The sequence below is a fragment of the Polaromonas sp. P3_B4 genome (assembly GCF_056402835.1).
Map to the genome: position 1 here is coordinate 1668501 of NZ_JBFUGQ010000001.1, position 23696 is coordinate 1692196.

Sequence of the window (23696 nt, forward strand, 5' to 3'; positions counted from 1 at the left end):
TTCTTTCGGTTCAGGCGTCGTGGGAGGCGGATCGCGGCGACAAGCTTTCGGCCGGCGACAATCCGCCCGGCTCATCCAGCTCAATGGCGATCTGGGTGCAGACGCTGCGGCACAGCGCCACGGCTTTTTCGCTCTGAACGCGGTAAATCACCTGGGTGCCTTCCTTGCGCTTGGCCAGTACACCGGTGCGGTACAGCACGGCCAGGTGCTGGGAAAGATTGGGCTGGGTGGTGTCGATCTCCGCCAGCAACTCGTTCACGGACTTTTCACGCTCGCACAGGGCGCTCAAGACGCGAAGGCGCATCGGCGTTGCGAGCACGGCGAACAACTCGGCCGCCAGTTCAAACACACGGCCCCTCTCGACTTGCGCACTGGTTTGGATCATCTCGTTCATAGCGATTTATTCTTAATATAAGTAATTGCTAATATTAAGCCTGAAGCCGCCTCAAAAAACCCGTAAATACCCTAGGCACGCAAGGCGAACACGTAAATATCACCAACCAACCCGCCAAACGCTCAAAAGGTGTTGCCTCCATGCACTTGAGCGGGGTGGCTGGGGTGTAAAAAAGCGTTGAAAGACCCCTCGTCGTGATATAAAACTTTTGTTACTTACGAGTTGTTACCCGGGACCGGTAAAACCCAATACTTATGTCTTCAAAAAAAACCTTCATCTTCAAAAGTACCGGCATCCTTCTCGCCGTCATGATGGCCGCTGCAGCGCATGCGGAAGTCGATGCACTGGTCAGTCAGGCGCGTACGCTGCTCGACCAGAGCCAGGCACAAAAAGCCTTCGATCTGCTTGAGCCCCAGGAAACCGCACGCGCAGGCGACCCCGACTTCGACACGGTGCTGGGCATCGCCGCCAACGACACAGGGCAATTCACCCGCGCCATATTCGCGCTCGAACGCGTGCTGGCGGTGCAGCCGGCCAACTCCCGTGCGCGCGCGGAGCTTGGACGGGCACTTTTTGCCGTCGGGGACAACGCCGGCTCACGCAAGGTGTTAATGGAAGCCAAACAAGACAACATCCCGGCGGAGGCCGCCGCCACCATCGACCAATTCCTGCAGGCCATCGACCGTACGGAAGAAGCTGCCCGTTCGTCTGTCAAACCGTACCTGGAAGCCAGCGTTGGCTACGACACCAATGTCAACAGCGGCCCCGGCAATCCCAATGTCGCGGTTCCGCTTTTTGGCGGCGCAATTTTCACCCTCAATGCTTCGGGTGTTGAGACCAAAGATGCCTTCATGACCCTGGGCGGCGGGCTGTCAGCCCGTTACGTCGTCGACCCGCGCTGGTCGTTGATCGCGAACGCAAGCGGGAATTCGCGCATCAATGCCAAGTACAACGACTTCAACACCGGCCAGGTTGATGTCAACGCCGGTGCCAGCTACCGCTACGAAAAGCACGAATTCACCGGTGTCGTGCAGGCCGGCAGCTATACCGTCGCCGGATCCCGCGCGCGCGACCAGCAAGGCCTGGTCGGCGAATGGACCTACCGCATCGACGGCTTCCGCCAGTGGAGCACTTACCTGCAATGGGGCGAGTTGAGCTATCCGGGTCAATCGCTTCGTGATGCGGACCGAACCGTGCTGGGTACGTCCTACGCCCATGCATTCCGCGACGGTTTGCTGGTCTTCGGGGGCATTTATGTGGGTGCCGAGAAGGAAAAAGCCAGCGGCGTTCCGCACATGGGCCACCACCTGTTCGGCATCCGGTTGGGTACACAGAAATCCATCAGGGACGACCTCGCCTTTTTTGGCAATATCAGTTATGAAGACCGCAAATACGGCGGCACCGATCCGCTGTTCCTGGTCACCCGCAGCGACAGGCAGCTCAATCTGAACCTTGGACTCAACTGGGTGCCCGCCAAACTCTGGCGCGTGACGCCGCAGTTGTCACTGACCTCCGTCAAGTCGAACATTGCCATTTCCGACTACAACCGCAGCCTTTTCTCCGTGACCGTGCGCCGCGACTTCTAAACCTGCCGTGCCGACTGAACACGCCCCGCCAGACACCCCATGAAAACCATCCGGGAACGCTCTCTCAAACACGCCGTGCTGTCGGTCGTGATTGCGGCGGCCTTCCCCGTGCAATCGTTCGCCGCCGAATCAGCCGGCGTGGCCCAGTTCATCGCCGGCGACGTCAACGTGCTGCGCGCGAACGGCAAAACCGAGGCACTGGCCAAGGGTAAACCGCTTGAAAGCGGCGAATCCATACTGACGAGTGCCGCGGGCCGCGCCCAGGTCCGGTTTTCGGATGGCGGCCTGGTGTCACTGCAGCCCAATACCGAGTTCAAAATCGCCAACTATGTCAACGAGGCTGACCCAAAGCAGGACCGTTTCCTGGTCGACCTGTTGCGCGGCAGCATGCGGGCCATCACCGGCCTGATCGGCAAGCGCAACCGCGAGAACTACAAGGTCACGACCACCACGGCCACCATAGGCATACGCGGTTCCGGCTTCAGCGTGGGCTACAACCCGGACGGATCACTGGGCATCACGACGGAACTGGACGCCATCGAGGTCTGCAACGCCGGTGGCTGCGTCGGCCTGACGGCCGGCGAGTCGGTGCGGGTCATTACCAGCTCCGAGGCGCCAGTTCGCACCAATACGCGGGCCAACGTGCCGACGCCGCCGCCCGTCCAGGAGGTGGTCGTTGCGGGCAACCAGACCACGTCCGACGGCAAGCCCGCCATTGTCCCCACCACACCCGTCAAACAGGTGTTCACCGACCTGGCCGCCGCGATTGCGTTCACCGACAGCGCGGCCAACCCGGTGGTCGAAAGCTACTACCCCGAGGCCGGCACCGCTGTGCTGACCAGCTTCCTCAGCGGCAAACCCATCGATGTCGACAGCCTCGACAGCCGCAACGTCCTGACCCAGTTCCGCAGCACGCCCGGCCTCACCACGATGGAAAAAGGCGCGCTGGGTGCGCCGTCCGATCCCGACTTCGTTGGCTGGGGCAGCTGGGTGACGGGGCAAAAGTTCGTGGGGGGCTCGCCCAGCGCGATTGAATCCGTTCACTTTGTGATGGGCCGGCCCACGCCGACGGCCCAGATGCCGGCCGACAACATGCAGGGCACTTACCAGTTCGCCGGTGGCACTGCGTTCTCCAGCCTGCTGGGCGCGGGTCAGCTTGTCAGCGGTTCGCTGGTCGCCAATTTTGGCGTCGGACAAGGCTATGGCAGCGTGGACCTCACCACGCGCTTTGGCGGAAATGACTATGGCGTCAGCAGCAGCATCGACATCAACAACGCCAAGATCACGAACTCCTCAGGAGCGAATGTCACTGGCTTCTTCACCGGCAACGAGGCCAGCCGCGCCGCATTGGTTTATAGCGCCTCGTCGGTTACCGGCGCGGGCCCCAACGCGGGCCAGGTTTCCGGTGCGGCCGTTTTCCAGCAGACCACCCTGGTCCTGAGACCACCCCAGTGACCAAGGCCACCCCTTTTAACGCCGCGCGCCGCCCAGTCCGCATTAATTGAATACCCGGAGAACCACCATGACCCCGCACATCAAGCTCCAACACACCGCCCTGGTTATTGCGCTGGCCGCCATTTACCCACTGCAGGCCCTGGCAGCGCCTTCCGCGGGCGTGGCCCAGTTCACCACCGGCGAAGTCAGTTTGCGGCGCACGGACGGCAAGACCGACGCGCTGGTCAAAGGCAAGGACATCGAAAGTGGCCAGGCCATCATCACCGGCCTCGATGGCCGCGCCCAGGTGAAGTTCTCCGATGGCGGTGTCGTTTCGCTGCAGCCGGGAACAGAGTTCAAGGTCGCCAACTATGTGGACAAGGCCGACCCGAAGGAAGACCGCTTCCTGGTAGACCTGCTGCGCGGCAGCATGCGGGCCATCACCGGATTGATCGGCAAACGCAACCGTGAAAACTATCGTGTCACCACCACGACGGCCACCATCGGTATCCGCGGCTCTGGCTTCAATGCAGGGTACAACCCGGACGGCTCGCTGAGCGTGACAACCGAGCTGGATGCGATTGAGGTCTGCAATTCGGGGGGATGTGTCGGGCTGACGGCAGGTGAGTCTGTCCGGGTGGTCAACAACACAGACACGCCGAAACGAACGAATGTACGCCCGCCCATACCCACGCCCGAACCTCCAATAGAGCCCATCATCATCAATAAAGCGGTTGTGACCGATGTCAAGCCAGTCAACACAGGCACGTTCACAAATTTCAAGTCAACCGCAACCTACCACTCGCAGGGCAATTTCGGACCTTCCACCATTTCGCCTGTTGCCACGGGCACTTCCGCAACCATTGACACCGGCAAACTGACCGCGCTCAGCGCCAATGGCAAGGATTTCACCCCCACCATCAACGCCTTTGCAGGCTCGGCGGGCTCTACCGACGCGGGCGACTTTATCGGTTGGGGTTCGTGGACCACGGGCACACGCAACCCGAGCACCACGAACATCAATGATCTCCACTACATCATCGGCCAGCCTACCCTGGTGATGCCCACAACGGGCACCCTCAGCTACAACCTGATCGGCCAGACGCCAGTCACGGGTTACGACACGTCCGTACAGGCGGCAGTGGCCTCCGGAACCCTGACATCCGCAACGTTCAGCGTCAACTTCGGCACGGCCAAGCTGAGTATGGGTGTGGTCACGACACTTGGCGGTTTTGCGGCATCCAATATCAGTGTTGCAGGCGGGCAGTTCAGCTACTCCAACGGTGGACCGGTTTTCACCGTGGACGGTTTCTTCACCGGGGTGAATGCAAGCCGCGCCGGCATGGTTTACACCGGCACCAACGGAAACATTCGCTATTCAGGCGCAGCAGCATTTGCCGCGCCCTGATGGGGCGGCCGGTCACCGTTCACTTGAGATAGAACGCCAGGTCGCGCTCCGTTGCGTCGGGGCCGTGCACCTGGCTGGCCCGCTCTTGCGCTGCCATGCCCAGCTGAAGCCTTAAATCCACCGAATCATTGAGCGACATCAGGGCGTCGAGAGCCTGCTCCTGCGAGCGGATCAAAAACCCCGAGACGCCCTGCTCGATCACTTCGGCGTAGCCACCGTTCACGTGGGCCACTACCGGCAAACCGGCACCCATGGCCTCCAGCACCACCCGTCCATACGCCTCGAAAAAGTTTCCGGTGCGGTAGAACATCGCATCCAGTGAACGGTAAAAATCCGGCACGGACTCCGCACCCGCAGGCAGCAACTCAATGCCCTCGGTTCCGGCCAAACCCGGCGCCAGGCAGGTTCCGCCCATGACGCGAACCCGTATGCCGCGGCTGGCCAGCATGCGGTAAAGCGAAAGGTCCTGCGGGTTGTGCTTTTCCAGCAGATCACGGCTGGCACGCCCGACCGTGAAAGGCCGCGGTTGGGCTCCACCATGCGGCCATCGGGCAAAACGTTCAACGGCAGCCGCTGAAAAGGGCGTGAGGTCGAGCAGGCTGGGAATGACGCGCCCGGTCAATGCCGCAGTGCGGCGCAGCCAGTCGGACACAAAAACAATCTCAGGGTCGAGGCCGGTGTATTCCCGCACGCCTTCGACAATGGCAAACAGCTGCCCCTGGTGTGAAATGTTGTGGAAAAGAATGATTCGTTGAAACCGCGTGTATTTCAGCCATATTCCCGGCTGCAGATGCACGCCGCCTATCAGCAGCGTGCCGTCCCTGGGAAACTGGTGCGCAAAGGGCTGCACGGCGGTAATGCCCTCGGGGGCGTACGCCGGGTGCACCGGCACATCGGACCACAGCTTGACCGCGCGCCTGCCGGCCAGAAGCCGCGCGAGGTCCAGCAGTTCCCGCTCCGCGCCCGTGTACAACTCGCCGAACCGGCCTAGCAGGTGCAGCGCGCCGGGGTCGGTGGAAGTGAGGCCTTGGGTCATTAGCCGCGATTATCTCCGCGCCCGCCTGAATCCCCGAACCCACCGTGCCACATAATTCCTGCATGCACGACGGCGACACAGTTGCGATGGATAAAACCCGCCCCGGTATCGGTGAGGCGGATCACGAGGCCTGGATGTCGCAAGGCAGCCAGCTGGACAGCACCGGCCAGCCCGAACTGGCGCTCGCGGCTTTTGAAAAGGCGCATGCCCTCTCGCCGACGAATGTCAATTCGGCGTCCGCCTGTGCCACCCTGCTCAGCGTGCTGGATCGCCCGCAGGCCGCCTACCGCACCCTGCTGGGCGTTGAAGCATCGCTGCTGCAGGACGCCGACGGCGCAGCCAACCTGGCGATTGCAGCAGAGGGTTGCGGCGATCTTGAAAAGGCCCAGGCGGCCTACGCACGGGCCCTGGAACTCAACCCCGACCACCTGCGCTCCCTGAACAACGTCGCCATCCTGGCGGCGAGCTCATCGCAGTGGGACCTGGCCATTCACCTGGCCCGCAAGTGCCTTGATCTTCAGCCCGGCCACCCGCCTTACCACGCCAACCTCGCCGAATACCTCTCAGGCGCGCGGCGCTACGCAGAGGCCGTGGAGGCTACGCGGCTTGCCCTGGCGCAATTTCCGGAACACGTCGAACTGAAACTTCGGCACCTCGCGCTTCTGGCTTTCACCGGTGAGCTCGAAAAAGCCGACGCGGCCCTGAAAGACCTCGATGGCAACACCCGCAACCTGCTGGGTGAGTTCCTGCTGAAACTGGAAACCGCCGAAGGTGCTGCACTGGAGGGCACCATCCAGGGCAAGGCCGCCGACCACGTGGCGGACGACGCGCTGCATATCCACACCCGGCAAGCCTTCCGCAATATCGCCATCGGCGATTGGCGGCATCACCACAAGCTCACGGATATCCTGCAGAAAGCCCTGGCTGAATCCCTTGCCACCCAAAAGCCCCGCGACTGGGGCGATTCGCCTTTCCACGGTTTGGCGCTCGCCATGGACGAAGACGCGCTGCAGCAGATGCGCCGGCAAACCCTGGATGCTGTAAAAAGCCGGCTCAAACCCTGCCCGCCGTTCAAGCCGGATTCGCGCACACGCCGCCTCCAGAGCGACAGCCGCATCCACATCGGCCTCGCCGTGCAAAGCCTGGCCGACACCCGGCAGATGCGGGCGCTCGAGCAGCAACTCGCGCTGCACGACAGCAACCGTTTTGCCATTCATGTCTACGCCTTCACAGGACGTCCGCAGCCGGAGCACCTGGAGGTTTTGCGCCGCCATGCGGCCAGTGTGAATGAACTGGGGCACATGACTGACCTCGAAGCGGTGGGGCGCATCCGGCTGGACAGGCTTGATATTTACGTTGAACAGGCCCTGAACCCGGCCTGGACGCGGCAGGAAATCGCCTTGATGCGAGTCGCGCCCGTGCAGCTGCGCGAGCCCGGCCTTTACAGCCATCATGTACCGGGCGCATGGGACTACACCCTTTCCGATCACTTCATCCACCCGCAGGTGGAGGACCAGGCCGGCCCCATCGTCCGCCTGCCGCAAACTTGCTGGCCGGGAAGCTTTGGCATGGATGCCGAGCCCACGACCCCTTCCCGCGAAAAAGCCGGGTTGCCCGCGGACACCCTGGTGCTGTGTTCATGCCTGTTGCCGCCCCTGCTGGATGCGGCCACCTTCGCCGGCTGGATGAAAATCCTGCGGTCGCTGCCCGACGCGGTGCTGTGGCTGCCTTTTTGCAGCCGGGCCGCAGCCAACCTCGTGCGCGAAGCACAGGCTGCGGGCGTGGGCGCACAGCGGCTCATCTTTTCAGCCCTTGCCGCCTGGCCCGAGATACCCGCCCACCTGGGCTGTGCCGACCTGTTCCTGGACACGTTGCGCCTCAATGCCGCGCCCGGACTGGAAGAAGCCCTGCGCCAGGGCGTTCCTGCGATCACCTGCCCCGGCAGCAGCATGGCCGCGCGCATGGGCGCAAGCATTCTGCAGGCTGCCGGCCTGCCTGAATGCATTCTGGAAAGCCCGCAGGCTTATGTTGCGGAGGCTGTGCGGCTAGGCCGCAACCCAGAAGCGTTGCAGCAGCTAAAGGCCAGGCTGCACGCAGCGCGGAACAAAACACCGCCCCCGCCCCTGTTTGATGCGGCTGCGCGCGTCAAGGACCGGGAAGCAGCCTGGGCCCACATGGCGGAACGCTCACGCGCAGGCTTGCCACCGGTGGCATTCGACGTGAGCGCCGCACAGGCCGTCGACACCTGATCAGTTGCTATCAATACAATAGCTGCTTGCGCAAACCCCTATTGGCCTGCAGGCGTTTTTTCTTCTGAATTTGCGGCTTGACCCGCCAAACTGCGGCCGTACTTGCGGCGGCCGTGCCTACTGCGTGATGGCGCAGACTTCGCCGGTCGGCGGCAAACCAAGCTGGCTCTTGGCAGCGGCGACATTGGCCATCTGTCCCGACGTCACACCATTCTTGACTGCCGTCAGCTCCGCCAGGATGGAAATCGCAATCTCGGGCGGCGTCTTGCTGCCGATGTAAAGGCCGATCGGGCCGTGCAGCTTGCCTAGCTCTTCGGCCGTCATGTCAAAGTGTTCGGCCAGCCTTTCGCGGCGGCGCTGGTTGTTCAGCCGGGAGCCGATGGCGCCGACGTAGAACGCGTCGGAGCGCAGCGCCTCCATCAGCGCCAGGTCGTCCAGCTTGGGGTCGTGCGTCAGCGCAATCACCGCGCAGCGGGCGTCCAGCTTCATGGCCTGCACCACGTCGTCGGGCATGCCGGTGGCCAGTTCCACACCTTCTACCTGCCAACTGTCACGGTATTCCTCGCGTGGGTCGCACACCGTCACGGCGTAGTCCATGCCCTGCGCAATTTGCGCCACAAAGCGGGAGAGTTGTCCGGCACCGATGATCAGCAGTCGCCAGCGCGGGCCGTGCAAGGTCACCAGCGCCGCTTCAGACACCTGCATGCCCTGGCTGGGCTGCGCCGTGCTCAGCGTGACGGCGCCCGTCTGCAAATCAAGGCGGCGCGCCACCAGCTCACCGGCCTGCAAGCGCTGCAGCAGCTCGTCAATGCGGCTGGCTTTTGACAAAGGTTCTATGGCCAGCTCAATGGTGCCGCCGCAAGGCAGGCCAAAGCGGCGCGCCTCGTCGGCTGAAACGCCATAAGTGACGATGGCCGGTTGCGTCTGGCTGAGGCCCTCGCGGCGGGCCCGGTCAATCATGTCGTCTTCAATACAGCCGCCCGACACCGAACCCACCACCCGGCCGTCTTCACAGATGGCCAGCATGGAGCCTTCAGGCCGCGGGCTGGAGCCCCAGGTTTTAAGCACAGTCACCAGTTCGCAGCGCAGGCCTGCGGCCAGCCACTGCGATGAGGTCTTCAGAACTTCGAGGTCAATGTTATCCATGCGTCAAATGCTAGCAGCCCGCAGTTTTTTCTGCCTCGGCCCGGCCTCAAAGCCCTGCGGCCTCAAGCCTTCGCCAGGTTGTCATTGAGCGGCAGCGTGCGCACCCGCTTGCCGGTGGCGGCAAACACCGCGTTGGCCACCGCGGGCGCCACCAGCGCCGTGGCCGGCTCGCCAATGCCGCCCGGCTTCTCGGTGCTGGGCACCAGGGTGATGTCCATCACCGGCGATTCATGCATGCGCAGCACCGGGTAGTCGCCAAAATTGGTTTGCTGCACCCGGCCCTTGTCCAACGTGATCTGGTTGTTCAGCGCGGCTGACAGGCCAAACACGATGCTCGACTGGATCTGCGCCTGCACCGTGTCGGGGTTGACCATGCGGCCCAGGTCGGCCACCACCGTCACCTTGTGCACCGTGATCTGGTTGTCCTTCACCGACACCTCCGCCACCTGCGCCATGTAGGTGTCGTACCCCTCCATCAGCGCGATGCCGCGGCTACGCCCTGCCGGCGGCGGTGTGCCCCAGCCGGACTTGTCGGCAGCCATCTTCAACACATTGGCAAAGCGCGGCTGCTTTTCCAGCAGAGACATGCGGTAGGCATACGGGTCTTTGCCCGCCGCCAGCGCCATTTCGTCGACAAAACTCTCATTGGCAAAGGCATTGAGCGCGTGGCTCACCGAGCGCCAGTAGCCCACACGCAGCCCGCTGTCGTGGATCACCAGGTCGTATTGCGTGTTCGGAATGTCATACGGCATCACGCCGGCTTCGGCCATGAAAGGGTCCAGCGTGTCCTTGGGCAGGCCAAAGGCGCGCTGCGTAATGGACTGCGAGGTCACCTTGAAATTCAGCGCCACCGGCTTGCCGTCGGCCCCCAGCCCGGCCGAGAGCTGGTTCACCGCCATGGGCCGGTAGAAGTCGTGCGTGGTGTCGTCCTCGCGGCTCCACAGCAGCTTGACGGGCTTGCCGACCGCCTTGGAGATTTGCGCCGCCTGCACGATGAAGTCCAGCTCCAGCCGCCGGCCAAAGCCGCCGCCCAGAAAGGTCGTCTTCAGCGTGATGTCTTCGGGCTTGATGCCCAGCGCCGCCGCCACACTGCCCTCAGCACCCTGCTGGAATTGCGTGGGGCCGATCAGCAGGATCTTGCCGTTCTTGTAGTCGGCCGTGAAATTCATCGGCTCCAGCGTGGCGTGTGCCAGCAGCGGCGAAACGTACTCGGCCTTCAAGGTCTTGGCCGCGCCCTTCATGGCGCCCGCCGTATCACCCTTGGGCGCGATGATGGGTATCACCTTGCCGCTGTCGGCCGCCTTGCGTATGCCCTCCAGCATGCTGGCATTGCTGATGGCCGCGACCGGGCCTTCGTCCCACTGCACTGTCAGCGCCTGGCGCGCCTTGTAGGCATGCCAGTAGCTGTCGGCCACCACGGCCACGCCATCGGGAATCTGCACCACGTCGATCACGCCTGGCATGGCCTTGGCCTTGGCGGCGTCAAAGCTGGTGACCTTGCCACCGATCACCGGGCATTGCTGCAGGCTGGCGTAGACCATGCCGGGCAGCTTCACGTCAATGCCGAATTCGGCCGTGCCGTTGACCTTCATCGGCGTGTCCAGCCGCTTGGTGGGTTTGCCGATCACGGTGAAGTCTTTCGGGTCTTTCAGCGCGACCTTCTCCGGCACCGGCAGCTTCGATGCGGCCTCGGCCAGCGAACCATAGGTCGCCTTCTTGCCATTGGGGCCAATCACCATGCCGTTCTCGGCCTTGAGCGTCGAGGCATCGACATTCCATTTGGCAGCCGCCGCCGACACCAGCATCATGCGCACCTGCGCGCCCGCAATGCGCAGCTTTTCCCAGCCGTCACGCACCGAGGTCGAGCCGCCGGTAATCTGCGCGCCCAGCAAGGCGTTGGTGTAGACCTTGCCCGGAGGCGCAATCGCCACCTTGATCTTGCGCAAATCCACGTTCAGCTCTTCAGCAATCAACATCGGCATGGAGGTGTACACGCCCTGCCCCATCTCGGAGCGGGCCGACAACAGCGTGATGGTGTTGTCATCGGCAATGTGCACCCAGGCGTTGGGCGTGTAGAGCGTGCCCGCGGCCTGGGTTGCCAGCGGCAAGCCCAGCGTGACGCCCATCATCAGCCCGCCCGTGACGGCAGATGAGGCTTTGAGGAAGGTACGACGATCAGGGCGATCGAGGGAGACCAGTGTGTTGTCAGTCATGATCATTCTCCTCAGGCTTTGCGCAGGGTGGAAGCAGCATCCTTGATCGCCGCCTTGATGCGCGGGTAGGTGCCGCAGCGGCAAATGTTGCCGCTCATCGCCGCGTCAATGTCCGCGTCGCTCGGGTTCTTGTTGCTCGTGAGCAGGGCCGCCGCGCTCATCAACTGCCCCGACTGGCAGTAGCCGCACTGCGGCACATCATGCTTGATCCACGCTACCTGCAGCGGATGTGTGTTGTTGCGTGAAAGGCTTTCAATCGTGGCCACTTTCTGGCCGGCAGCTGCAGACAGCGGTGTCTGACACGACCGCACCGGCTTGCCGTTGAGGTGCACGGTGCATGCGCCGCATAGCGCCGCGCCGCAGCCGAACTTGGTGCCGGTCATGCCCAGCTCATCGCGTATCACCCACAAGAGGGGCGTGTCAGGTTCAGCGTTGACGGAAACGGCCTTGCCGTTCACGTTGAGTTTTGTTGTCATGTGGGGTCCCCTTTTGTTGAATCGCTGTCATCACAGGATCGGGCAGGCCCCCAAAAGTCAGCTACTACCCGAAGGCCTTGCGGGACTCATGCTACGACCGGGCATCGGGAGGTATCCGGGTAGAAACCCTTGGCTGAAACAAAGTCTCAACACTTTTTCTCAAGATGAGACAACTGATATAACTCATGCCTTACAAGAGTTTGGGAGGACCACAAAATGGATGGCGCACCACATCGCCCCGCAGTTTCGCGACCGGAAGCCAGCCGAGGTTGGCGGCATGAATAGGGCCACAGAAAAGTACGCAAGCTTCCCAACCCTGGGCCAGGCTGCGCTGATCGTTCTTGCGTTATTCCTGTTTGAATACGTCGCATGGGTGGCGCTAGCCGATATGCTCGGGTTGCGCGGAGATGCACTCAACGGCGTCTGGGGCATCGCAACAGTTCTTGGCTATGCCGGCGTGTTCAGCCTTGTGCTGCATCACAAGCAGCTGAGCTACCGGGCCTTGTTTCATGCGTCCCGAAATTCGGCAAGCGTCACCATCATGCTGTTGATGCTTCCTATCGCCATGCTGATTCCTGCACTGGTGTTAGCCATGTTGTCAGTGGATGCAGTGATGGTCTCGGCATTCCCTTTGTCAAGATCACAGGAAATGATGTTCCAGAGAATGATGACGAACGATCCCATGTCTGTCATCACGGTTTGCATCCTGGCTCCCGTTCTGGAGGAAATGCTTTTTCGCGGCATTATCGTGCGCAGTTTTCTGGCGCAATATCCCAGGAAGTTCGCTATTTTTGCCTCAGCGGCGTTATTTGGTGCCGCTCATCTGAATATTTACCAGTTCATGGTGGGATTGATTGCCGGATCTGTCCTTGCCTGGCTTTATGAACGAAGCAGGTCCTTATGGCCATGCATTGCGCTTCACTGCATGTACAACTCGACGATTTCATTCTTCTGTCAAAACTTCAGTGACAAATCCGGCAACATAGCCTTTTTCAGTGACTTGCCGCTCTCGATCTGGATTGGCGCTTTTTTTCTGGCTTTTGTAGGCGCATCCGTGCTCCAGTTCATGCTTCGTGACAGAACCTTGTTGTCTTAGTGTCAGCATCGAACTTCACCATAGAGGCCCATTCATGTTTAAAAAATTCCTCGCCTCCGTCGGCGTGAGCAGTGCGCCCGCCAGTGCGGCGACAGCCAATCCTCCGTACACACCATATGCCGGCGATGCCGCCAATGCCATCTACAACCTGCTGTTTTGCGACGACGCCGCCGCTTTCAATGCATCCCCGGGGCAGAAGCAAACACCTTGGCAGGCCACACTCTTCTCGGTGCCCGCCGACGCGCCTCAACTGCAGACATTGGCTTGCGACACCTCGCAGGAAGGACGGGTACGATACCTGGCCTTCTCAAAGCTCAGGCAGGCCGGCAAAGCGGTCCCGCCCAAAGTCCTTCTCGGCGTCATCATCGAAGTTCCCCTCGCCGGCGGCCTTGACGTGCTGGCCGCCTTTTCGGAAGGTGGAGTTCGCTACGTCAATCAATCCGGAAAGCTCGTCATCATTGAAGGGATTGATAGCTTCCTTCCCATGGTCCAGCGCCTGTTCGTTGCATCTGAGCGCATCGTTTCACGCATCGGCCCCTGGGACAAGCCACGCCTTGGTCCGCCCAAGCCGGGCAATGTGCGCTTGAGCTTTCTGGTGTCAGACGGCTTGTACTTCGGCGAAGGCCCCATGTCCGTGATGCAACGCGAACCCTTGGCAGGCCCGGTTATCCAGCAGGCAACAGAACTATTGCTGGCCACCGTGGCGGCAGGTACAAAGTGAGCATGCGTAGCCCTGAAAAAACCCTTATCTCACCACCCGACCCCGAATCTGCTGCAACGCCGCCGGGTCATCCATCGTGGTCAAAATCTCCCGGGTCCCTCAAAGGCATTTTTGTTCGCCCGGCCCTCTAGAATCAGCAACGCCAAGCAGCCGCTACGGCTCGATTCACCCGAACTTGAAGGCCAAGATGATCCGGCACGCACTATCAGGAATACTTTTGCTTGCGAGCGTCTGCGCCTGGGCCAATCCCCCCGCAGCTACGGCCACACCGCAGCCAAAAGAAATACAGTTGCAAGACCCCATGCCGGGGCAAGCGCTGCTGTATCTGGTGAGAATTTCCGGAGATATGGAGACAGTGACCGTGCTGGTGGATGGCGTCAAAGTAGCCACCATGCCACCGAATAGCTATACAGCCATCGGCGTCGCGCCCGGCGCCCGGCGGCTCACAGCCGCCACCCCTGCGGGCCAGGAACGCGTTACCGAGATCAGCGTGCAATCAGACGAACGGCGTTTTTTCTATCTACTCGCGACGTTTTCACAGCCAAGTGGTGGCTTTGGTCAGTTTTTTGGTTTAGTCGGTGCTCTTATCCAGGAGGCCGCTAACCGCCCCACCGCTACCAACGGGAACCGCGTCTGGACAGAGTCCCCGGAACCAGAAGCGAAAGGCATGATGGAAGGCATGGCGCTTGCCTTACCGGACTAGCAACGCCCTTCACGTCTCCGCCAAAGTTAAAACTGCGAATTACCAACCTCTTATGCGATCTCTGCTTTGGCGTATTTCTTTCATCAGTCTGCTGCTTCTTTGCGCAAAATTCGCGCCTGCGGCTGGCCTGGGAGTCAACGACATACACCAGCTGGACGGCATTCAGGTAGATGACAAATCAGGCACCATTACGCTGCTTCTGGTCATTGACCGGCCACTGGAAGACGGCCTGACCAAACCACGCGCCATCCGCAAACTCAATGCCTATTCGGAATGGGTGCATAGCGCAGAGCTAGGCAAAGCTTTTCCTCACGCAAGGACTGATCTGGGGATTCGCATACTGATCACGCATCCCAGGGCGCGCTCGGCCCTGGGTAAAGCCGTGTTGTCGCAACTGGCCGGGCGCTGCAAAGACCTTCACTTCGAAGCGATATTCACCCTGCGGGATACGAAATTGTGAAGCGCCTGCATAAGCGTATCCGATGATTTTGTGACGCACGGTCCTTCGTGGGGGCGACCTACCCAGCCACCCGATCCCGAATCTGCTGCAGCGCCGCCGGGTCATCCATCGTAGTCAAATCTCCTGGGTCCCTGCCCTCGCACACGGCCTGAATCGCGCGGCGCAGCATCTTGCCGCTGCGGGTCTTGGGCAGGGCCGACACAAAGTGCACACGCGATGGTCGGGCGACTGCACCCAAGTCACCATCCACGCGTTTCATGACCTCGCCTTCAAGCTTCATCGCCGCTGCCTTGTCGGCCAGCACGCTCGAATCTTTGGGCACAGCAAAAGCCATCGCCACCTGGCCCTTGAGCTGATCGGCCACGCCGATCACCGCCACCTCGGCGACACCGGCATGGCCTGAAATGCTTTCTTCGATCTCGCGCGTGCCCAGGCGATGGCCGGCGACGTTGATCACGTCGTCGGTGCGGCCCAGGATGAAGTAGTAACCGTCTTCGTCGCGTATGCCCCAGTCGAAGGTTGAATAAACCATCTTGCCGGGCACGCTCTTCCAGTAGGTGTTGACGAAGCGCGCGTCGTCCTTCCAGATGGTTTGCATGAAGCCGGGCGGCGTCGGGCCTTCAATGACGACCACGCCTTTTTCATTGGGCTCCGTCAGCTCTTCGCCGGTGGACTCGTGCAGGATTTTCACCTTGTAGCCGTACATGGGCACGCCGGGGCTGCCGAACTTGCTGGCCTTCTTTTCGACGCCGTTGGCAATCGTGATGATGGGCCAGCCCGATTCGGTCTGCCAGTAGTTGTCGATGATGGGCACGTTCAGGCCTTCGCTGATCCAGCGGGCTGTGGGTTCATCCAGCGGCTCACCCGCCAGGAAGAACGCGCGCAGGCTGGAGAGGTCGCGTTTTTTGAGCAGGGCCGGGTCCTGCTTTTTCAGCACGCGCACCGCGGTGGGCGCGCTGAACATGCCGGTGACCTTGTATTTTTCGACCAGGCTCCACCAGATCGCGCCATTGGGCTGCTTGTCCATGCCCTGCGTGGGCAGGCCTTCATACATGATGGTGGCCATGCCGGCGATCAGCGGGCCGTAGACGATGTAGCTGTGGCCCACCACCCAGCCGATGTCGCTGGTCGAAAAATAGGTTTCCCCTGCGCGGCCGTCAAAGATGTGCTTCATGCTGGCGGCCAGCGCCACGGCATAACCGCCTGTGTCGCGCTGCACGCCCTTGGGCTTGCCGGTGGTGCCGCTGGTGTAGATGGTGTAGCTGATGGCGGCGGAGTCCAGCCACACGCAGTGCACCAGCGCGTGCATGTACTTGGCGCGCAGGGTCTCCCAGTGCAGGTCGCGCCCGGCCACGATAGGCATGGGCGCGAGGCCCCGGTCAACCAGCAGCACGGCTTCGGGCTGGTGTTTTGACAGGCGGATGGCTTCGTCGAGCAGCGGCTTGTACGCCACCACCTTGCCGCCGCGCGAGCCGGCGTCGGCGCTGATGATGACGCGCGGCGTGGCGTCGTCAATGCGCGAGGCGAGCGAGCCGCTGGCAAAGCCGCCGAACACCACGCAGTGGATGGCGCCTATGCGCGCGCAGGCCAGCATGGCAAAGGCGGCCTCGGCAATCATGGGCATGTAGATCAGCACGCGGTCACCCTTTACGACACCCATGGCCAGCAGGCTGGCGGCCATGCGCTGCACTTCGGCGTGCAGCTCGGCGAATGTGTAGGTTTTTTCAACGCCGGTTTCGCTGGAGACGTAGATCAGCGCGGGCTGGTCTGGCCGGTCTTTCAGGTGCCGGTCTACCGCGTTGTGGCAGAGGTTGGTTTGTCCGCCTTCGAACCACTGGGCAAACGGCGGATTGTCGTCATTGCAGACGCGGGTGAAGGGCTTGTGCCAGTCGATCAGTTGGGCCTGCTCGGTCCAGAAGGTGTCGGGCTGGTCGATGGACTGGCGGTAAAAGTCTGCGTAGCTCGTCATGTCTCGTCTCCGTTTTTGCTTTTTGAATTCATGCTCAGATTTTGACGACGATACGGCCACGCACCTTGCCCGACATCAAGTCGGCCGCTTTTTCTGCCGCTTTCACCATCGGAATCTCCTCCACCATGGCCTCGAGCCTGGCAGTGTCCAGGTCTTTTACCAACCGGTCCCAGGCCTGCTGGCGTTTGGCCAGCGGCGCCATCACGCTGTCGATGCCCGCCAGGGTCACGCCGCGCAAGATAAACGGCATCACCGTCGCCGGGAAATCCGCGCCCTGCGCGAGCCCGCAGGCCGTGACCACGCCGCCATAGCGCGTCTGCGCGCAGGCATTGGCCAGCGTGTGCGAGCCAACGGCGTCCACCACGCCCGCCCAGCGTTCTTTTTGCAGCGGCTTGCCGGGTGCAGACAGTTCGGCCCGGTCGATCACGCTGGTGGCACCCAGCTGTTTCAAATAGGCTTCCTCGCTGGCCTTGCCGGTGGCCGCCACCACGGTGTAACCCAGCTTGCCCAGCAAGGCGACGGCCACGCTGCCCACGCCGCCGGTTGCGCCGGTCACCAACACCTCGCCGTCGCCGGGCTTCACGCCATGCCGCTCCAGCGCCAGCACGCTCAGCATGGCGGTGTAGCCCGCCGTTCCAATCGCCATGGCCTGGCGGGTGGTGAAGGCTGCCGGCAGCTTCACCAACCAATCGCCCTGCAAGCGCGCGCGTTCGGCCATCAGCCCCCAGCGCGTTTCACCCAAGCCCCAGCCGTTGTGCACAAAGCGGTCGCCGGTCTTCCAGCCGGCGTGAGTCGACTCGAGCACCGTGCCCGCGCCGTCAATGCCCGCCACCATGGGCCAGCTGCGCACCACCGGCCCCTTGTTGGTAATGGCCAGGCCGTCCTTGTAATTGAGGGTGGAATATTCGACCTGCGCCAGCACGTCACCGGCGGGGAGCTGGGCCTCGTCGGTGTCGGTGATGGCCGCTGAAAAGCCGGCGTCGGACTTGGTGAGCAGAAGTGACTTGAACACGGCGTTGTCTCCAGAGGGGTTGTTGTCTCAAGCGGCCAGAAACGTTGGAAAATCAGCAAAACTGAATTCTTAATTATGGATAACGGGCTTTCAGGAGGCTGACGGTACACTGGGGATGCCGAATTTTGCTACTATTTTGATAGCATAGCCGGTATGCTCTTATTGGGCTAGAGCCTATTTTCGCTGTTAAATTGGGAAATTTTGGCTCCCCCGGGCCCGTTTTGAGACTCCCGGAACAGGCTGAATCGCTGTTTTTGCGATTTTCAGGAATGAAATCGGCCGACAGCCCAATAGCTGCCTGCCCAAGCAGCTATTCTTTTTATAGCGAACAAACAATTGATCAGCTCCCCTCGCCTGCTGAGGTGGTGCAGCATGGGGACTCCTCGGCTCAATCCATGTACCCGCAAACCAGGCCTGCAAGAAGCCGTTCATGCGCCAGACGCATCAGAGGGTCAGAACCAGCCCCTGCCCTGTCTTGAATCCAAATGAGACAAAGGCAAACAGCACAGCAGCCTGCAAAGCGACGACCATGATGGAAAAGCCGATGAGGGAGCGGCCCGGCACGCGGAAAATCGCGGCGTAAATCGCAATGCCGGCCATAAAGGCAAACACGAAGCCCATGAACCCGCCGGACAGCTTGAAGACCACCAGGCTCACAACGGGCGCGGTGATCGCCGCAATGGCAGCGGCTCCATAGCTGGTGTTGCCAGCGTCGACAAACCCGGCAGCCCATTTCACAGGCATCAGGGTGATGAGAGCAAAGAGGACGAGGGGGAGTAGCAGGATGGTCATGCGGTTTTCAGGGGTTAGGGCCTCGCCATGATACCGGCGCGCCGGGACTTCGCTGGAAATGGCTTCGCTGTTAATCCTGTGCGGCCGCAGCGCGGATTTCTGCTGGACCTGCACCACAACGGCAGCCCGCTGCTCCTATCGAAGAAGAGGTCCAGTAGGAATGGATGTGGGCCAAACCGAACATGACCATAGGCCGCCTTCTCATTGGTGCATAGCCCTCTCTGCCAGGTACTGGGCACGTTCAACTGTAATACCCGAAAGCTGGTCAACTGCCAGTTGATCAGTCTCATTGACTGTGGAATGCAAGACAACTTTGGGCCGAAGACCTCCCAGCTGTATGTACACATCTGCGGACCTGGATTGCTCGGTTGGATACAGGTCGATCTGGTTGCAGAGCCAGCCAAAGAAGCCGTCACCTTCCACCGGGGTGTCAAAGGTTTGAACATAGCGCTCAAAGCTCTGTTGACTTGCAGAAACCCACACACCCCAAACAAAGGGCTCACTTACGCCATGTATTGGAATTTCCAGAACAGCCCTGACGAAATGGTCGGTTCTTTCGACATGGCGGATAACGCAAAGGTCATCGGACAGCTGCCCGATGTCTTGTTTCTGTTCATCTGTTAGCCAGGTGTATGGATCTGGCGCCTGAAATGCAAAACTCGGCGAGCCCTCATGCAGCTCACCGCAGCATGAACATTTGAATGCAAAGATCGCTGCCATGGAATTGGAGGCCTAAAGTAAAGACGACCGGACCATCAACACTTGCGGCACAGCCTCTCCCTGCTGTTGTGGGTCCGCGTCGATTGATATTTTATGGGGCATGGCCACCACCTCCGCCAAGGTCCCCGCTGGCGCCGCCAGGGTCATCGGTGGGCGGGATGAACGGCCCAGCCCTCGTGCGCGGCGTTGCATCCGCATGAAGAACAAGCGCGACAAATATTGCTCCGAGAACCGGCAACATCCATACAAGCGCAGATTGAAGGAGTACCTGCGCTCGAGTGTAGTTACCGCTCCGTGACACGGCAACGCAGACGCCAAAGTTTAGAACCGCCAAGCAGGCCGCGGTGAACCAGAGCCACCACGACATGTTATGCATCGAATCTATGGGGATGGGAAATTTCGGCATATGTTAGAACCGATTGGCAACTTTGAATCGGAACGTGGAGTGCCACGATCTCTGCAACGCCCCGGACATGGTGCCCGAAGCGATTCACGAACGTTGCGTCCTGGTCGAACAGCACACCGAGAGCAGCCATGTCGTGGCCATTCCAGGCGGCTTGAAATGCACCGGGCGCATCTTCAGGCTTTTTCATCTTGGTCATGGGTTTAGTCCTACGTCTCCCAGATTGCTATGGCGCCTGACGTTAGAGCGAAGCCGACGGTGCCGGCCAAAACGGGTCGGCGCTTGAGCGAGGGGTTAGGCGCCCTATCGCCGCGACTGAATACTCGTTTCATAGGGGGAGTCTCATATCAATTGATGATTTTGCCCATGCCATTCTCTATGCGGTCTCTCAGTTGTTGAATGAACTGTGAGTCATAGGGTTCCCAGCTTTCGAGTTCGCCAACAACTTTTACAGGCAGCCTGCTTCGATAGGACCGAGTCGGGTTGCCCGGGAACTTCTTGTCTGTGACGTTGGGATCGTTCTCAAATTCTCCCGTCGGTTCAACGATATAGACCCGCGGCCTGCCGCTGCCTTTGGCTATTTCTGCGGCAAGCCCGGCGCCTTTGGGAATGGCTGTGAAATAGATGTGATTCATCACAACGCTGTCGTCGTAATTTGATTTAAAGCCTGACGTCAGCAGATCGCCTGTCTGCAATTCGGCTTTCGTGCCGTGAAAAAAAGGGCCTGTGTCCAAAGCTGCCATGAGTTGTTAAATGCAAACGGGGTTGGTGCCAAGGGAGAGTTGGATGAGGGGTTAGACGCCGTCACTGCATGCGTTGCCGTGCGCCCGTCTCGCTAACCCTTCGCTCCGAGTCGACGCTCCGGTTCATGCCTGTGCAAAAACTTTGTCAGGGAGTCTGGCGGAGAGTCGGTTCCCAAGTCTTCAAGCATCTGGCCAATGCTCCCGCGGTGATAGCCGCTGTGCGTAATGACGTGGAGCAGCATCTCTTCACAAGACATCTCGCCGCTGTCACCGTCAGTGAATGTGAAACGCACCCGATGTTTCAAACGCTCGGCGCTGACACCGCGTACGAACTGCAGGTACCACTCGTCTGTGGATTTCACGATCTCCCGCAACTCCGGCAAGCTCGGAGTAGGTTCGGAGTGCGTTGCCTTGAAGAGCTGCGTGGCGACGCCGGTCAGATGGCCTTGAAAAATTCGATCCACAACGTTGGCGTGATCAAGCGTGTGAAGCATGGCGCGAAACTCACCGGGATGCTGCTGCGCATCAAACTTTTCGAGGACGGCATGGAGCTCGGTGTTCGCCCATGCCTTGTACTCGAACAGTGAAACGAGAATGGTGTTCATGGCAGGTGGCGTTCCTTTTAAGTTTGGTATTCGCACGCTGCGAAGCCGATTGGGCCCAGCGTTGGGCCTAAGCGACGCAGCAAGGCGTCCGCTTGCAGGAGGCGTTAGACGCTTGGCCGACAAGACAGACGAATTGCATTCCGATTCTCACCGAGTTCTACTTCAATCGGACCTCGCTCGTCCGCGCCAGCTTCAAAGTACAGCAACAAACCTTTCACCTGGACCGGTTGCCCGAGACGAACGATGAGCTCTCTTTCCGATACTCCGACAAGGAGCGTCTCGCATACAGCCGTATTCCTGTAGCTCGGCAGACAGGCACTTTTTTCAACGCACTCGACGGACTGTTGAACCTCGGCTTTTGGCCAGAGTGCCGCAGCAACACCAAACAACACCCCGAACGTGACGAGCGCGACCGCGGCGTGCTTCGGGCTGGGTTTCATTATCAAAGCGCCTAACGTTGACCGGCGCATAAGCCAAAAGCGCACGGACGCAACAGCGCGTCCCCGTCGAAGAACCACGTAGTCATCATTTGGCCATCCACGAGACGCGGTCCCGCGTGCGGTCCACCCTACAGGCGGCCGCAACTGGGCTTGCATAGTCCGGCGACATGCTCATTCCATCCTTGAGCGCCAGATACCAGCATTCCGAATCTCTCAATTTTCGCCAGGCCTGACTGCTTTCGCGCAACGCCTTCACCGCTTCAGTCACGTACTCCGGGCCATTTTCACGCAGGGCCGCTGAGAGTTTGAACTCTGCAGCTTTCTCTGCTGCAGCCAGTTGCCTCTCGAGCGGCTCGAGAAGCTTCTGACAGCCGTCAGTCGAGGGGGAACCACCTGGACAATCGCCGGCAGAGGCCGCAAACGAAATGAACATCGCCACTGATGCAAGAAAGTATTTCATTGTGGGACTAACGTTGGAAGTAAAGAGCAACAAGGACCGCCCGGCCAGCTACTCAAGAGCGTACTTGATCGGCAGATCCACCCAGGAGTCCACGGCACGGCCCCACTTTGTTCTGGCTGGGTTGAACTTGAACTTTTTCGCGCCCTCGACTGCGGCCGCATCCAGCGTGGCAGAACCCGAGCTTTGACGGAGCCGCACCTCGCCCGCGCTGCCACTCGCAAGGACCTGCACCCGCAACCTGACAACGCCCTGCTCTTCAAGGCGCCTGGCATGCGCCGGATACGCAAGCCTTGGTGAATCGACCTGGCTAGCAGGCTGCACAATTTCACCCGTGCCAAACGCACAGGCTGTCAGCACCATCGGCACCAGGGAGATAAAAAAGACGCGGAAGACGCGAGATAGGTATTTCATTCGGAACAAGGTACGGGTTGCAACTGGACAAAACTCAAACGCCTGCCAGGCAGCCAAAAAGCCTCACAGATCAAGCCAGCTTAGGACCTGGCTGAAAAATACCATGGGAATCCTGCAAGCAAGACTGTTGTGCAACCCAAACCAACTGCACGCAAACCAGCCAAACGGCATGAGCAGCATCAGCAAGATGAAAGCGTCAGTCAAATAGGCGAAAGGCCGTCTCTTTCGGATCTGGATGATGAGATCGATCAGGAACGCGCCCAGCATGATGAAGGTCATGAAACCAAGAAGAATGGCGATCCCCAGGCCAGTATCTCCGTGACGCTCTTGTGTGCGTGCGTACTCGAACGCTCTTTGTGAATACAGTTGCAAAAAGAGTAGTGGCGCTATAAATGCCAGGAGCCGAATGGCTACCGGTAATGCGTAATTTCTCATTGAGGCCTGAGTTGGGATGGAGGTGGCGCTGAAGGTGGTCGGCACTCAGTGGCTGGTTATCCACCCTTGACCTGAACGTTCGACATTTTGAGCGAACCAACGGCAGACCGGGCGGGCTTATCTGTATCAGGTGTGTTTGGTCCGCACCCTACTTCACCAACCCCAGCACATCCCTGAACACCTCATGCTCAGCGGTGCGCAGCCACTCAAACGCCACCATCTCGGTCGTCACCAGCTCGGCGCCGTTGCCGGCGAGGCGGTCAAACGCCGCATCGCGGTTGCGCTCGGTGCGTGAGCTGCAGGCGTCGGTGACCACCCAGACCTCGAACTCTTCTTCGAGCAGGTCCAGCGCGGTCTGCATCAGGCAGACGTGGGCTTCGCAGCCGGCGATGACGATGGTGCTTCTGCCCTCTTCCGGTTCGGGCGCCGGCTTTTGCAGGTGTTTGGGCAGGCTGCGGGCGTTGCCGCCTGTCGGCGCCTTGCGCACGGGTGGGCGCAGCATGTCGCCCAGGCCGTCGGCCACGGCGCTGAAGAACATCTTGTCCATGATCTTGCCGCCAGCGGCTTGAATGGCAGCCTGCACTTCGGGCACGGTGGCGCCCAGGCTTTCGGGGTTTTCTTCCGTACCCCACACCGGTACATCCAGCAATTTGGCCATGCGGGCCAGCTTCACGGCGTTGGCCATGACCAGGCCGCCTTCAAAAATGGCGGGCATCAAAAGGGTCTGGTAGTCGACCAGCACAAGTTGGGAGTCGTCGGCGTCAAGCAGCATCGGGGGTCCTGG

General features: G+C 60.7%; 25 protein-coding genes. 9 read left to right on the plus strand and 16 right to left on the minus strand.

Features of this window, described 5'->3' with window-relative positions; translation table 11 throughout:
• Positions 1–10: 10 nt before the first annotated feature.
• Positions 11–394: an ArsR/SmtB family transcription factor gene (locus AC1DVV_RS08045; RefSeq protein WP_457280648.1), complete on the minus strand. Its 384-nt coding sequence runs from the start codon at positions 392–394 to the stop codon at positions 11–13.
• Between the two features lie 254 nt (positions 395–648).
• On the opposite strand from AC1DVV_RS08045, the gene AC1DVV_RS08050 reads away from it, so the two are divergent.
• The 3 genes from AC1DVV_RS08050 to AC1DVV_RS08060 all read left to right on the plus strand — a co-directional run bounded on the left by AC1DVV_RS08050 (position 649) and on the right by AC1DVV_RS08060 (position 4822).
• On the plus strand, positions 649–1980 hold the full coding sequence (locus tag AC1DVV_RS08050) for a surface lipoprotein assembly modifier (protein ID WP_457280647.1): 1332 nt from the start codon (positions 649–651) through the stop codon (positions 1978–1980).
• Positions 1981–2019: 39 nt separating this feature from the next.
• On the plus strand, positions 2020–3435 hold the full coding sequence (locus AC1DVV_RS08055; protein WP_477665899.1) for a FecR family protein: 1416 nt from the start codon (positions 2020–2022) through the stop codon (positions 3433–3435).
• A gap of 67 nt (positions 3436–3502) precedes the next feature.
• Positions 3503–4822 carry a FecR family protein gene (locus AC1DVV_RS08060; RefSeq protein WP_457280645.1) on the plus strand — a complete coding sequence of 440 codons (1320 nt, stop codon included), beginning with the start codon at positions 3503–3505 and terminating at the stop codon, positions 4820–4822.
• 19 nt (positions 4823–4841) lie between these two features.
• Here AC1DVV_RS08060 and AC1DVV_RS08065 read toward each other — a convergent pair whose 3' ends face one another.
• Positions 4842–5858: a glycosyltransferase gene (locus AC1DVV_RS08065; RefSeq protein ID WP_477702467.1), complete on the minus strand. Its 1017-nt coding sequence runs from the start codon at positions 5856–5858 to the stop codon at positions 4842–4844.
• Positions 5859–5944: 86 nt separating this feature from the next.
• Between AC1DVV_RS08065 and AC1DVV_RS08070 the strand changes: the two genes are divergently transcribed.
• Positions 5945–8107: an O-linked N-acetylglucosamine transferase family protein gene (locus AC1DVV_RS08070; RefSeq protein WP_477707180.1), complete on the plus strand. Its 2163-nt coding sequence runs from the start codon at positions 5945–5947 to the stop codon at positions 8105–8107.
• Between the two features lie 117 nt (positions 8108–8224).
• Here the strand turns inward: AC1DVV_RS08070 and AC1DVV_RS08075 are convergent, their stop codons facing one another.
• The 3 genes from AC1DVV_RS08075 to AC1DVV_RS08085 form a co-directional block, all read right to left on the minus strand.
• The gene (locus AC1DVV_RS08075; protein WP_457280642.1) at positions 8225–9253 is read right to left on the minus strand and encodes an XdhC family protein; all 1029 of its coding nucleotides are present in this window, start codon (positions 9251–9253) and stop codon (positions 8225–8227) included.
• A 62-nt stretch (positions 9254–9315) separates the two neighbouring features.
• The gene (locus AC1DVV_RS08080) at positions 9316–11466 is read right to left on the minus strand and encodes a xanthine dehydrogenase family protein molybdopterin-binding subunit (RefSeq protein ID WP_477665896.1); all 2151 of its coding nucleotides are present in this window, start codon (positions 11464–11466) and stop codon (positions 9316–9318) included.
• Between the two features lie 11 nt (positions 11467–11477).
• Positions 11478–11942: a (2Fe-2S)-binding protein gene (locus AC1DVV_RS08085; protein WP_457280640.1), complete on the minus strand. Its 465-nt coding sequence runs from the start codon at positions 11940–11942 to the stop codon at positions 11478–11480.
• Between the two features lie 220 nt (positions 11943–12162).
• Here AC1DVV_RS08085 and AC1DVV_RS08090 point away from each other — a divergent pair, with 220 nt between their 5' ends.
• The 4 genes from AC1DVV_RS08090 (at position 12163) to AC1DVV_RS08105 (ending at position 14922) form a co-directional block, all read left to right on the plus strand.
• Positions 12163–13038 carry a lysostaphin resistance A-like protein gene (locus AC1DVV_RS08090; RefSeq protein ID WP_477665895.1) on the plus strand — a complete coding sequence of 292 codons (876 nt, stop codon included), beginning with the start codon at positions 12163–12165 and terminating at the stop codon, positions 13036–13038.
• Between the two features lie 34 nt (positions 13039–13072).
• A complete protein-coding gene (locus AC1DVV_RS08095; RefSeq protein WP_457280638.1) occupies positions 13073–13759 on the plus strand; it encodes a hypothetical protein in 687 nt (228 codons plus the stop codon).
• Between the two features lie 289 nt (positions 13760–14048).
• Complete coding sequence (locus AC1DVV_RS08100) at positions 14049–14462, plus strand: hypothetical protein (RefSeq protein WP_457306619.1); 414 nt, start codon at positions 14049–14051, stop codon at positions 14460–14462.
• A complete protein-coding gene (locus AC1DVV_RS08105; RefSeq protein WP_477665894.1) occupies positions 14446–14922 on the plus strand; it encodes a hypothetical protein in 477 nt (158 codons plus the stop codon). The genes AC1DVV_RS08100 and AC1DVV_RS08105 overlap by 17 nt, the downstream gene beginning before the upstream one ends.
• A 58-nt stretch (positions 14923–14980) precedes the next feature.
• On the opposite strand, the gene AC1DVV_RS08110 is transcribed toward AC1DVV_RS08105, so the two are convergent.
• The 7 genes from AC1DVV_RS08110 to AC1DVV_RS08140 form a co-directional block, all read right to left on the minus strand.
• A complete protein-coding gene (locus AC1DVV_RS08110) occupies positions 14981–16891 on the minus strand; it encodes a propionate--CoA ligase (RefSeq protein WP_477702462.1) in 1911 nt (636 codons plus the stop codon).
• A gap of 34 nt (positions 16892–16925) precedes the next feature.
• Positions 16926–17903 (minus strand): acrylyl-CoA reductase (NADPH), encoded by a 978-nt coding sequence (gene acuI, locus AC1DVV_RS08115; RefSeq protein WP_457280635.1) that lies wholly within the window; start codon positions 17901–17903, stop codon positions 16926–16928.
• Between the two features lie 444 nt (positions 17904–18347).
• A complete protein-coding gene (locus AC1DVV_RS08120) occupies positions 18348–18809 on the minus strand; it encodes a hypothetical protein (RefSeq protein WP_477702461.1) in 462 nt (153 codons plus the stop codon).
• 87 nt (positions 18810–18896) lie between these two features.
• Entirely contained in the window at positions 18897–19415 is a 519-nt protein-coding gene (locus AC1DVV_RS08125; protein WP_477702460.1) for a DUF2199 domain-containing protein, read from the minus strand.
• Positions 19416–19783: 368 nt separating this feature from the next.
• The gene (locus AC1DVV_RS08130; RefSeq protein ID WP_457280632.1) at positions 19784–20017 is read right to left on the minus strand and encodes a Cif family virulence factor; all 234 of its coding nucleotides are present in this window, start codon (positions 20015–20017) and stop codon (positions 19784–19786) included.
• Positions 20018–20165: 148 nt separating this feature from the next.
• Positions 20166–20561 carry an NAD(+)--rifampin ADP-ribosyltransferase gene (gene arr / locus AC1DVV_RS08135; protein WP_477665891.1) on the minus strand — a complete coding sequence of 132 codons (396 nt, stop codon included), beginning with the start codon at positions 20559–20561 and terminating at the stop codon, positions 20166–20168.
• Positions 20562–20653: 92 nt separating this feature from the next.
• The gene (locus tag AC1DVV_RS08140) at positions 20654–21166 is read right to left on the minus strand and encodes a DinB family protein (RefSeq protein WP_477665890.1); all 513 of its coding nucleotides are present in this window, start codon (positions 21164–21166) and stop codon (positions 20654–20656) included.
• Positions 21167–21258: 92 nt separating this feature from the next.
• On the opposite strand from AC1DVV_RS08140, the gene AC1DVV_RS08145 reads away from it, so the two are divergent.
• Complete coding sequence (locus AC1DVV_RS08145; RefSeq protein ID WP_457280629.1) at positions 21259–21621, plus strand: hypothetical protein; 363 nt, start codon at positions 21259–21261, stop codon at positions 21619–21621.
• A gap of 70 nt (positions 21622–21691) precedes the next feature.
• Here the strand turns inward: AC1DVV_RS08145 and AC1DVV_RS08150 are convergent, their stop codons facing one another.
• The 4 genes from AC1DVV_RS08150 to AC1DVV_RS08165 all read right to left on the minus strand — a co-directional run bounded on the left by AC1DVV_RS08150 (position 21692) and on the right by AC1DVV_RS08165 (position 23684).
• On the minus strand, positions 21692–22066 hold the full coding sequence (locus AC1DVV_RS08150; RefSeq protein ID WP_477665889.1) for a lysozyme inhibitor LprI family protein: 375 nt from the start codon (positions 22064–22066) through the stop codon (positions 21692–21694).
• A gap of 48 nt (positions 22067–22114) precedes the next feature.
• Positions 22115–22477 (minus strand): energy transducer TonB, encoded by a 363-nt coding sequence (locus tag AC1DVV_RS08155; protein ID WP_477690080.1) that lies wholly within the window; start codon positions 22475–22477, stop codon positions 22115–22117.
• 63 nt (positions 22478–22540) lie between these two features.
• Positions 22541–22957: a hypothetical protein gene (locus AC1DVV_RS08160; RefSeq protein ID WP_457280626.1), complete on the minus strand. Its 417-nt coding sequence runs from the start codon at positions 22955–22957 to the stop codon at positions 22541–22543.
• 103 nt (positions 22958–23060) lie between these two features.
• Positions 23061–23684 (minus strand): isochorismatase family protein, encoded by a 624-nt coding sequence (locus tag AC1DVV_RS08165; RefSeq protein ID WP_457280625.1) that lies wholly within the window; start codon positions 23682–23684, stop codon positions 23061–23063.
• Between the last annotated feature and the right edge of the window lie 12 nt (positions 23685–23696).